Here is a 10,200-nt window from a genome sequence, read left to right on the forward strand (position 1 = left end):
ATCGGCGAGCACCGCCCGCCCCCTATCGAACCAGCCCCAGCTCCGGGTCCTCGCGCAGCTTGCCGAGCGCTCTCGACACCGCCGACTTCACCGTGCCCACGGAGACCCCGAGCACCTCGGCCGTCTGGACCTCGCTGAGGTCCTCGTAGTACCTCAGGACGACCATCGCCCGCTGCCGCGCCGGCAGCCGCATGATCGCGCGCCACATCGCGTCGTGCAGTGCCTGCTGCTCCGCGGGGTCGTCGTCGTGACCGGGCAGGGGCTCCGGCTCGGGCAGCTCGTCGCAGGCGAACTCGTCGACCTTGCGCTTGCGCCACTGCGATGTGCGGGTGTTGAGCAGCGCCCTGCGCACATAGCCGTCGAGCGCGCGATGGTCCTCGATGCGCTCCCAGGCGACGTAGGTCTTGGTCAGCGCGGTCTGCAGCAGGTCCTCCGCGTCGCTCGGGTTCGCGGTGAGCGAGCGGGCGGTACGCAGCAGCACCGGCTGGCGGGCTCGTACGTACGACGTGAAGGAGGGATACGTCGCGCTCGGACGGGACCGCGTCGCGGCGTCGGAAGCGCTGGTGCAGACGGGTGTGGTCATGGCTCCACGCTATGAGCGAGCCCTACTTCAGCGGATCGGCCGCAAGTGCCGAAGCAACGTCCGCCTCAGGTTGTAGGGGTGGGGCTGACTCCACCTCCTGAAGGTGGACGAGGGATGGACCCGTACTGCGGGATTACCCCTGGGGGTCACCCGTCGGCAGTCAGGACCAGTCCCGATGTCGGCACCCCTGTCCCGGCCGTCACCAGCACCCGCCGCGCCCCGGCTATCTGGTTCACGGACGTCCCGCGCACCTGCCTCACTCCCTCCGCTATTCCGTTCATCCCGTGCAGATACGCCTCCCCGAGCTGCCCCCCGTGTGTGTTGAGCGGCAGCCGCTCCTCGGCCACGAATCCCGAGGCCTCCCCCTTCCCGCAGAACCCGAACTCCTCCAGCTGCATCAGCACGAACGGAGTGAAGTGGTCGTAGAGGATCCCCACGTCGATCTCCCCCGGCCCCAGCCCCGCCGTCCGCCACAGCTGGCGCGCCACCACGGCCATCTCCGGCAGGCCGGTGAGGTCGTCCCGGTAGAAGCTCGTCATCTGCTCCTGCCCTCGGCCGGCGCCCTGGGCCGCCGCCGCTATGACGGCCGACGGGTGCGGCAGGTCGCGGGCCCGCTCGACGGACGTGACGACTATCGCCTGGCCGCCGTCGGTCTCCTGGCAGCAGTCCAGCAGCCGCAGCGGCTCGACGATCCAGCGCGAGGCCGCGTGGTCGGCGAGGGTGATGGGTCTGCCGTGGAAGTACGCGGCCGGGTTGGTCGCCGCGTACTTGCGGTCCACCACCGCCACATGCCCGAACGCCTCCGGCGTCAGCCCGTAGGTGTGCAGATAGCGCTGCGCCGCCATCGCCACCCAGGAGGCCGGGGTGAGCAGCCCGAAGGGCAGGGACCAGCCGAGCGCGGCACCCTCCGCCGAAGGCTCCCGGTGCTGCACGCCCGAGCCGAATCTCCGGCCCGACCGCTCGTTGAAAGCCCGGTAGCAGACCACCACCTCCGCGACCCCCGTGGCCACCGCGAGCGCCGCCTGCTGGACGGTCGCGCAGGCCGCGCCGCCGCCGTAGTGGACGCGGGAGAAGAAGGACAGCTCCCCCATCCCGCACGCCTGCGCCACGGTGATCTCCGGGCTGGTGTCCATCGTGAACGTCACCATCCCGTCCACGTCTCCCGGTGTCAGCCCCGCGTCGTCCAGCGCTGCCCGCACCGCCTCCACGGCCAGCCGGAGCTCGCTGCGCCCGGAGTCCTTGGAGAACTCGGTGGCCCCGATACCGACGATCGCCGCCCGACCGCCCAGGGCGTCCCGCTCGCGCACACTCATGCCGGGCCCTGAGACGACACGTTGCCCGCCGCGGCCGAGGCCACTCTGACGGCCCCTGCCGACGACGCGTCGGCAGCAGCCCCCGCGGGGACGCCGGCCGCCGCTCCCGCTCCCGCTCCCGCTCCCGGGACGGTGACCGTCACCGTGCCGGTCACGTGCTTGCCGATGCCGTTGGCTCCGACCACCCGTACCGTCGCCGTGTCGCCGTCGACCTCCTCGACCCGGCCCGTCAACACCATGGTGTCTCCCGGGTAGTTGGGCGCCCCGAGTCGTATGGCCACCTTGCGCAACACGGCCGTCGGTCCGAAGTGGTCGGTGATGTAGCGGCCGACCAGGCCGTTCGTGGTCAGGATGTTCATGAAGATGTCCGGAGAGCCCTTCTGGTGGGCCAGCTCCGCGTCATGGTGCACGTCCTGGTAGTCGCGTGAGGCGATGGCCCCGGCGACGATCAGAGTGCGGGTGATCGGGATCTCCAGCGGCGGCAGTGCATCACCGGCCGTGATCCGGATCGCCGTCGACTGCTCGTCGCCCTTCATGCGACCGCCCCCTCGTCGTCCCGTGCGCGCCAGACCGGCAGCACCAACTCCTCGTCGTACTCCTGGAATTCGAGCCGCACCGGCAACCCGATCCGCACCTTGTCGAACGGCACCCCCAGCACGTTGCCGATCATTCGCACGCCCTCGGACAGCTCGATCAGACCGACCGCGTAGGGAGGGTCGAAGGCCGGGAACGGTGGGTGGTGCATCACGACGTACGAATAGACCGTGCCCTCGCCGCTCGCCTCGACCGTGTCCCAGTCCGGGTCCCCGCAGGCGTTGCAGCCGGGCAGCCAGGGGTGGCGCAGGGTGCCGCAGCCGGTGCAGCGCTGGAGGAGCAGCCTGTGCTGCTGGACGCCGTCCCAGAAGCCGGCGTTGTCGCGGTTGACGACGGGGCGGGGGCGTGCGTACTTCTGGTGCCGCTTCTGCTGTGCAGGCTTCTGCTGACGGTCCGGCTGCTGCCCCGCCCGGCGTAGGGGCGCGTACTTGAGGATGCGGAAGCGGTGGGTGCCCGCGAGGTCGGGGCCGACGTGGATGTCCATGCGGGTCGTGACGAAGTAGCCGGTGCCGAGCTTTGTCGTCTTTCTCTCCGACACCGACTCGATGACCGAGTCGAAGGTGATCTCGTCGCCGGGGCGCAGCGGCCGTAGGTACTCCTGCTCGCAGTCCGTGGCGACCACCGAGGTATAGCCCGCCTCGTCGAGCAGGCCCAGCAGTTCGTCGTATGCGTGCGCGCGTCCCGGCTGGCCGGAGAGGCCGCCCATGGTCCACGCCTGGAGCATGGTGGGCGGCGCGATGGCGTCCGGGCCCGCATACGCCGGGTTGGTGTCGCCCATCGCCTCGCACCAGTGCCTGATCATGGGCGCGTTCACGGGGTCCCTGCCCGCACGCGCCACCGCGGCGTGCCGCCCCTCGTAGGCCTTCAGCCGTGTGTCGAGCTCAGCGTCCGCCGCCACCTCGTGGCTCACCCCCGGCCCGTAACCCACCGTCGCCCCCTCGTCCTCATCGCCCCACGGCGCATCGCACTGACACTTCTGGTACACCGCGACCGCCGATCCGGTTCCCACGAGTTCGGGAACTTCCACGAGGCTCCACAGCTCACGAGCTCACGAGCCCTCGCGGTCCATCGCGAGGCCCTACCAAGATTTCTGACTGTCCGTCAGATGCGATGCACTGTCAAGGCCGACGAGAAGCGCCTCCACAGTGACGGCTGCGGACACGCGCGCCATGACACGCAAAAACGCCTGCGCGGCGGTACCGAAGTACCGCCGCGCAGACGCGTTACACCCCACAGCACACCCACAGTTCCGAGAGGGCCGGCGCCTGAGCACCGGGGCGCCGACCCTCTCAGCTCACCACCAGAGCGGGGTGAAGTTGACCGACGTGTTGTCGTTGCCCTGGTTGACGGACGTGAAGGCGGAGCCGTTGACCTGGGCGGTGTTGCTCTGGTTCGAAGCGCCGGCGCCGGTGGCCTGCTGCTGGGTGGTGGACGAGGTGCCGTAGTTGTCGCCGCCGACCCCGCTGCCGATGAGGCCCTGAGCGGCTTCCGTGACAGCCGCGCTGGATCCGTTGTCCGCGATGGCGCCGTTGTCCGCCGTCGCCACGCCGGAGAAGAGGGCGACAGCGAGCGGAAGGGCGGAGACGGCTGCGATGACGCGGGCAGTACGGATGCTTGCCATGTGTTCCTCCAGAACAGGTGCGCCCAGGCTCCCCGCCGGACGCATAGGTGGTGCATGAAGTACGGCTTGTTCCAGGGAAGTTGGCCGTCCGCCCCGGAGTCGTAGTCGTTCACGACGTCGCGAGATCAGAGTTGCCCACCGAATCCCCGGCGAACCACCCCGGAAGCCTCGATTCGCCCTCAAGCGTGATGACAAGTCGATAAACCCCTTTCGCCACTTCCAACTCCCATGACAGGGCAGTACGGACAGGTCAGCCCCAAACGGCACAAGGGGTGAAAGGTTCCGGCATGCTTCCGGCCAACCTCCGCCCACCAGCGAGTCGTCGGCGGGTCGCCACCAATCCCTCTTTCTTTTTTCGAACACTCGTACGAACATAGAAGCATGGCCACCACCGACCGGCAGGCCACGACGCTGGCCCTCGCACACGCCCTGTCAGCCGCCGAACGCGGACTGGCCGTCATCCCCCTGTCCCGGACGAAACTCCCGGCCCTGCGCTCACCACACCGCGACGACCCCGACCCCGCGCCCTGCCACGGCGAGTGCGGCCGCTTCGGGCACGGGGTCTACGACGCCTCCACCAACCCCGTCCGCATCCGCGAGCTCTTCGCGGCCGCCCCCTGGGCGACCGGCTACGGCATCGCCTGCGGCCTGCCCCCGCACCATCTGATCGGCATCGACCTCGACACCAAATCCGGTACGGACTCCTCCGCCGCCCTGCGCGAACTGGCGCTGCGCCACCTGTTCACGATCCCGCCCACGGTGGTCGTCCTGACCCCGAGCGGCGGCCGCCACCTCTGGCTGACCGGGCCGCCCGAGGTCGTCGTCCCCAACTCCGCGGGCCGCCTCGACCAGCGGGTCGACGAGGGCGGGGCCGATGCCGTCCTCGTAGGCGCGGCAGGCCGCCCAGAACAGGCGGGTGTTGCGCTGGCCCTCGTGCGCGGCGAGCACGAACTGGACGAGTCCCTGGCCGTGGCCACCACCCCACGCCCCCGTCTGCCGGCGGCCACGGCCAGGGACTCGTCCAGTTCGTGCTCGCCGCGCACGAGGGCCAGCGCAACACCCGCCTGTTCTGGGCGGCCTGCCGCGCCTACGAGGACGGCATCGGCCCCGCCCTCGTCGACCCGCTGGTCGAGGCGGCCCTCAACACCGGCCTGACCGAACGGGAGGCCCGCGCGACGATCGCGTCGGCCGCGCGGATGACGGGGCATCGGCCCTGACGGACACGTACGCCCCGCCGTGACGGACGTACACCTACGCCCCACCGTCACGGACATACACACGAACACCCGCACCTGACGGACGCAGCCGAGCAGCCGAACGCCCCACCCTGACCGGCACAAACGCACGACCGCCCTGCTGGACGCACACGCAACGCCCGCCATGCCCGACACACACGCGACGCCCCGCCCTGACTCCGTCGGGCGACTGACCGGCCCTGAAATTCACGGGAGCTCGATGCACCACCGCCCTAGAGTGCCGACCATGTCGCTGGCGCGGGTCGTCCTCACGTCCGGCCGCTCGCTCGACCTCTCCGAGCTGCGGCTCTCCTCGACGTACGGCGGCGTGCTGGAGGGCTACCCGTGCAGGCCGCTCAACGAGATGAAGATCAAGAGCCTCGTCATCTCCGCGGAAAGCGCCCACCCCGCCACGCCGGTGCACCTCGTGCCTCCGCCGCGCGAGTATCCCGACCAGTACGCCGGCGCGTTCGGCCCGGTCGAGGTGCTGCCGCCCGTGGCCTGCGTGGGCGCCTTCCACTCCACGGCGCTCGAGCGCGACCACGACCCGGTCCTGCACCGCTCCGCCCTCACGATCATCTGGTTCCAGCCCACCACACAGGTACCCTCCGGCTTCGACGCCGAGGACGCGCTGCGGGAGGTCGACTGGGAGGGGTTGGCTCGGGACTACGAGCTCTGACGACAGGGAAACCGGCTTGCCCGGCAGGGGAGTCCGGATGCCAGGGGGTGCCGGACTGGGCGGAGACCGAGCCGGAGCCCGTCCCGGTGCCGACCATCGCCTGGCTGAGCTGGCACATCGGCTGATGGTGGAGCGTGACCACCGACCATCTGCGGGGCCGCACGTCCCGGGAGCGGACCGACGTCACCTGGCCCGGCGACGGGGCGGCGACGGTCGCCTGGCTGCGTGAGACGCACGCTATCCACGGGCAGCGAAGCAGGCGAGCAGTCCTGCTCCGACTCCCAGGACAACGAGTTGCACGACGCCCGGAACACGCCAGCCCAGGACAAGGAGACCACCACCTGTGATGACTGCGCCGCCGGCTAGGAGCCACATTCCCCGTAACGCTTCCTTGGGCGCACTGGGCGGATTGCCTTGGTCGTAGCTGTCGGCCCAGCCCGTCATCCCGTAGCGGAACCACAACCAAGCGATGACGGCCAGGTCGATGACGAGTAGCGCCACGCTGACCCCAGCCTGCTCGCCGGTCGACGGCTCACCCCCGGGCCTCATACCCACCACCATTCCGTCTGCTGGTGACATCCCGTTAATCGCATGTCACTCAGCATGCTGTCGTGGCAGGCACTGCACATGAGCACGGCTACTCAGGTGCGCCGCACATCGGAACCGTCCAGTGATCGGGCAACCGTGTGCCCCAGCCGTGCCCGATCAAGCGGGAAGCAACGGGGAACACCGGGCAGTCACGGGGGCCGGACATGAGAAAGGCCCCCGACCAAACACACAGGTCAGAGGCCGTTCACGTGCGGTGGGTGTGGGATTTGAACCCACGGTGACATCGCTGCCACGACGGTTTTCAAGACCGTTCCCTTAGGCCGCTCGGGCAACCCACCTCGCCCCGGCCCACCGGGGGCGGAGCGGGTACAGCGTACCGGCCTCGCTCGGTGTGCGGGGTGCGTGGTCCGTATGGGGTCCGATGGCCGGGTCGGGGCGGGTCCCGGTGTCAGGGCTTGTCGCCCGTGAGGCGGACGCCGTTCGTGGCGGTCTCGAACACCGGCCGGTACTCGTGCCACTGTGCGTCCGGCGCGGACAGGTAGATCACGTACTGGGTGCCGTCGTTGCTCGCGAAGGCCAGTTCCGCCGCCCGGTACTTGCGAGCCGTGCCGTCGAAGGTGAACTCCCAGTACCCGGCGGGCCGTCCGCGGAAGGTCGTCGAGGCCATCCTGACCCGTTCGTAGCCGGGGTTGTCGCGTCGGGTCTGGTCCTCTTCCGTCTCACGCCAGTGCTGGACGGGATCGGTGCCCGCGAACTCGACGACGTTGACCCGCAGGCCCACCAGGCCGGTCGGGTCTATGTAGGCGAGCTCACCGCCGGGCAGCGTCTTGCGGACCCAGCCGTCCCGCACGGGCACGGAGAGGCCGCTGCCCGCGTCCTCGAGGTGGTATCCGGTGGGCACCGGCGGCGGCGTAGCCGTGGCACCCGAACTCGGTGCGCTCGCCGAGGAAGTAGGCGTATCGGCCCCGGACGCGTGGGCGGACGGCTTGTCCGTACCGTCCTTGAGCCACCACACCGTTCCGCCCGCCATACCGGCGACGAGAGTCACGGCCAGGACCGACCACAGCACCGTACGGCGGCGGTTGGCGCCCTGCGCCCGCCCTGTTCGGCCGGATCGTGCGGGGCTGTCGGTGCGTTCGGGAAGTGTGGCCTCGCCTCGGGTGGCCGGCTCGACCCGAGTGGTGCGTGTCTCGGTCAGGTCCGCCAGGCGGCGTTCGACCTCGTGCACGTCCATGCGTTGAGCGGGATCCTTGGCGAGCAGCCCTTCGATCACCGGGGTCAGTTCACCGGCGCCGCGCGGGGGGTCGTAGGGGTCGGCGGCGATGGCGTACGCGGTCTCGATCGCGGTGGCGCGGCGGAACGGATCCCGTCCCTCGACCGCCTGGTACAGCGTCGCCCCGAGGGCCCACAGGTCGCTGGCGGGGCCGGTCTCGGGGTGCGCGCCCCTGAGGCGTTCGGGCGCCAGGTAGCGGATGGAGCCGATCAGTTCGCCGGGCTTGGTCAGCGAGGACGTGCCCGACTCCATGGCGATCCCGAAGTCGGTGAGGACGATCCGCCCGCCGTCGCCGAGGAGGACGTTCGCGGGTTTGACGTCCCGGTGCAGGACCCCGGCGTCATGGGCGGCGCGCAGCGCGGACGCCATGGCGCTGCCGATCCGGGCGGCTTCGGCGGGCGGCAGCGCACCCCGCTGCTTCAGGACGTCGCTCAGGGTCAGCGAGGGTATGTACTCCATGACGATGCACGGCAGGCCCTCGTCGTCGAGCACGTCGTGCACCACGATCACGTTCGGGTGGGCGATCCGGGCGGCGCTGCGGGCCTCGCGGCGGGTGCGCTCGTGGAGGGTCTGGACCTCGTCGTCCTGGAGGTGCGGCGGAAAGTGCAGCTTCTTCAGGGCGACATGACGGCCGAGCAGCCTGTCCTCGGCCCGCCACACGGTGCCCATACCGCCGCTGCCCACCCGCTCCACCAGCAGGTACCGGTCGGCGACGAGCCGCCCAAGATCGGACACCGCGAGTCCGCCCCCTTCGCTGTCTCCCATTCGCGCGCTGCTTCCCATTCGCGAACGGTCCAGGTCGAGAACGCACGATAGTCCATAAGAGTGCATGGACACGGTCAAGGGTCGACATGACGGCGGCGGATCGATACGCGCACGGGCCCCGGGCCCCTGGCCACCGCCGATGTCAGCAGTACGCGCGCGTGGCCGTCGTGTCAGCTGTCGCCGGTGCGGGCGCCCAGGGTGAGGTCGACGGTGTGGGTCTGACCGCCGCGTTCGTAGGTGATCGTGACCTTGTCGCCGGGCTGGTGGGTCCAGATCTCGCCGATCAGGGTCGGACCGGAGTCGATCACCGTGTCGTCGAGCTTGGTGATGACGTCGCCCGGCTTGAGGCCGGCCTTGGCCGCGGGGCCGCCCGCCTCGACCGCGTCCGAACCGCTCGCGCCCTGCTCGGTGATCTTGGCGCCGTCGCCGGTGTCCTCCAGGGAGACGGAGGCGCCGATCTTGGCGTAGACCGGCTTCCCGTTCTTGATCAGCTGCTGGGCGACGTACTTGGCCTGGTTGATCGGGATGGCGAAGCCGAGGCCGATCGAGCCGGACTGGCTGGTGCCGCCCATGCCGTTGGCGGCGGACTGGATCGCGGAGTTGATGCCGATGACATTGCCCTGCGCGTCCAGCAGCGGGCCGCCGGAGTTGCCGGGGTTGATCGAGGCGTCCGTCTGGAGGGCGCTCATGTAGGAGGCGTTGCTGCCGGTGCCGTCGCTGGAGGCCACGGGGCGGTTCTTGGCGCTGATGATGCCCGTGGTGACCGTGTTGGACAGGCCGAAGGGGGCGCCGATCGCGATCGTCGAGTCGCCGACGGCCACCTTGTCGGAGTCGCCCAGCGTGAGCGGCTTGAGGTCGGACGGGGCGTTCTTGAGCTTGATGACCGCCACGTCGTAGCCCTGCGCGTTGCCGACGACCTCGGCGTCGTACTTCTTGCCGCTCGGGAACGTCGCCGTGAGCTTGCCGCCGTCGACCGCGTCGGCCACCACGTGGTTGTTCGTGACGATGTGGCCCTCGGTGTCGAAGACGAAACCGGTGCCGGTGCCACCCTCGCCGCTGCTGCTCTCCGCCTGGATCGTGACGGTGCTCGGCAGCGCGGTGCCGGCCACGCCCGCGACGGTGCCCGGGTCGCGCTTGACCGAGCCGCCGCTGTCGGGCGCCGAGACGGTCGTCGAGGAGGTGGTGTCGTCGTTCTTGGCCAGGGTGTAGCCGAGGCCGCCGCCCAGACCGCCCGCGACCAGCGCGGCGATGAGGACCGCGGCGAGCAGACCGCCGCGCCCACGGCCGGACTTCGGCGCCGGCGGCTGCTGGTAGGCGGCACCCCAGCCGGAGCCCGCACCGAAACCGGCACCACCACCGGCACCGAAACCGCCGCCTGCACCGGCACCGGCGTCACCTGCGGCGGCACCACTGCCCGGGTACGACGGTGTGGCGGGCGGCGGCGGGGGCGTCTTCGGAGGCTCCGCGGTGGGCGACGACTTGGATCTGGTGCTGCCGTGCGTGGGTCACCGCGTCATGGTGCCACCGCACAAGGGTGCGCGTGCGACCGGAGCGGTAGTGAGAGCGCTGGGATTGCGCCCGTTTAGTC

9 protein-coding genes, 1 tRNA gene and 3 pseudogenes are annotated in these 10,200 nt (G+C 70.4%); 3 read left to right on the plus strand and 10 right to left on the minus strand.

From position 1 onward, the window contains the following. Window positions 1-22 precede the first annotated feature (22 nt). From EAO75_RS41935 to EAO75_RS41955, 5 genes are all read right to left on the minus strand, one after another. Entirely contained in the window at window positions 23-583 is a 561-nt protein-coding gene (locus EAO75_RS41935; RefSeq protein ID WP_148000252.1) for a SigE family RNA polymerase sigma factor, read from the minus strand. Window positions 584-729: 146 nt separating this feature from the next. Next, complete coding sequence (locus tag EAO75_RS41940; protein WP_148000253.1) at window positions 730-1,896, minus strand: lipid-transfer protein; 1,167 nt, start codon at window positions 1,894-1,896, stop codon at window positions 730-732. Continuing rightward, on the minus strand, window positions 1,893-2,399 hold the full coding sequence (locus EAO75_RS41945; RefSeq protein WP_148000601.1) for a MaoC family dehydratase: 507 nt from the start codon (window positions 2,397-2,399) through the stop codon (window positions 1,893-1,895). Before EAO75_RS41945 ends, EAO75_RS41940 begins: the two co-directional genes overlap by 4 nt. Before the next feature lie 29 nt (window positions 2,400-2,428). Next, window positions 2,429-3,400, minus strand: coding sequence for a bifunctional MaoC family dehydratase N-terminal/OB-fold nucleic acid binding domain-containing protein (locus EAO75_RS41950; RefSeq protein ID WP_410092776.1), 972 nt, complete (start codon window positions 3,398-3,400; stop codon window positions 2,429-2,431). A gap of 384 nt (window positions 3,401-3,784) precedes the next feature. After that, window positions 3,785-4,111 carry a hypothetical protein gene (locus EAO75_RS41955; RefSeq protein ID WP_148000254.1) on the minus strand — a complete coding sequence of 109 codons (327 nt, stop codon included), beginning with the start codon at window positions 4,109-4,111 and terminating at the stop codon, window positions 3,785-3,787. Window positions 4,112-4,492: 381 nt separating this feature from the next. Here EAO75_RS41955 and EAO75_RS48780 point away from each other — a divergent pair, with 381 nt between their 5' ends. From EAO75_RS48780 to EAO75_RS47965, 3 genes and pseudogenes are all read left to right on the plus strand, one after another. Further along, window positions 4,493-5,266: a bifunctional DNA primase/polymerase gene (locus tag EAO75_RS48780; RefSeq protein ID WP_410092778.1), complete on the plus strand. Its 774-nt coding sequence runs from the start codon at window positions 4,493-4,495 to the stop codon at window positions 5,264-5,266. 327 nt (window positions 5,267-5,593) lie between these two features. Then, a complete protein-coding gene (locus EAO75_RS41965; protein WP_261989634.1) occupies window positions 5,594-6,025 on the plus strand; it encodes a hypothetical protein in 432 nt (143 codons plus the stop codon). A gap of 47 nt (window positions 6,026-6,072) precedes the next feature. After that, window positions 6,073-6,252, plus strand: a pseudogene (locus EAO75_RS47965) (DinB family protein); the annotation flags it as partial. Window positions 6,253-6,262: 10 nt separating this feature from the next. Here the strand turns inward: EAO75_RS47965 and EAO75_RS46785 are convergent. The 5 genes and pseudogenes from EAO75_RS46785 to EAO75_RS48785 form a co-directional block, all read right to left on the minus strand. Further along, complete coding sequence (locus tag EAO75_RS46785; RefSeq protein ID WP_315987682.1) at window positions 6,263-6,604, minus strand: DUF6234 family protein; 342 nt, start codon at window positions 6,602-6,604, stop codon at window positions 6,263-6,265. Between the two features lie 221 nt (window positions 6,605-6,825). Continuing rightward, window positions 6,826-6,912, minus strand: a tRNA-Ser gene (locus EAO75_RS41980). Window positions 6,913-7,022: 110 nt separating this feature from the next. Further along, the gene (locus EAO75_RS41985) at window positions 7,023-8,582 is read right to left on the minus strand and encodes a serine/threonine-protein kinase (protein WP_148000256.1); all 1,560 of its coding nucleotides are present in this window, start codon (window positions 8,580-8,582) and stop codon (window positions 7,023-7,025) included. A 200-nt stretch (window positions 8,583-8,782) separates the two neighbouring features. Further along, window positions 8,783-10,063 (minus strand): annotated as a pseudogene (locus EAO75_RS41990) (S1C family serine protease); the annotation flags it as partial. Further along, a pseudogene (locus EAO75_RS48785) lies at window positions 10,026-10,121 on the minus strand (glycerophosphodiester phosphodiesterase); the annotation flags it as partial. The pseudogenes EAO75_RS41990 and EAO75_RS48785, both read right to left, overlap by 38 nt. Between the last annotated feature and the right edge of the window lie 79 nt (window positions 10,122-10,200).

It is taken from the genome of Streptomyces sp. UW30 (assembly GCF_008042075.1).
Lineage (GTDB): Bacteria > Actinomycetota > Actinomycetes > Streptomycetales > Streptomycetaceae > Streptomyces.

Bases quoted from the DNA above. Each gene is read 5' to 3' on its own strand.
- EAO75_RS41935 (WP_148000252.1), bottom strand. From the start codon at position 583: ATGACCACACCCGTCTGCACCAGCGCTTCCGACGCCGCGACGCGGTCC.
- EAO75_RS41940 (WP_148000253.1), bottom strand. From the start codon at position 1,896: ATGAGTGTGCGCGAGCGGGACGCCCTGGGCGGTCGGGCGGCGATCGTC.
- EAO75_RS41955 (WP_148000254.1), bottom strand. From the start codon at position 4,111: ATGGCAAGCATCCGTACTGCCCGCGTCATCGCAGCCGTCTCCGCCCTT.
- EAO75_RS48780 (WP_410092778.1), top strand. From the start codon at position 4,493: ATGGCCACCACCGACCGGCAGGCCACGACGCTGGCCCTCGCACACGCC.
- EAO75_RS41965 (WP_261989634.1), top strand. From the start codon at position 5,594: ATGTCGCTGGCGCGGGTCGTCCTCACGTCCGGCCGCTCGCTCGACCTC.
- EAO75_RS46785 (WP_315987682.1), bottom strand. From the start codon at position 6,604: ATGTCACCAGCAGACGGAATGGTGGTGGGTATGAGGCCCGGGGGTGAG.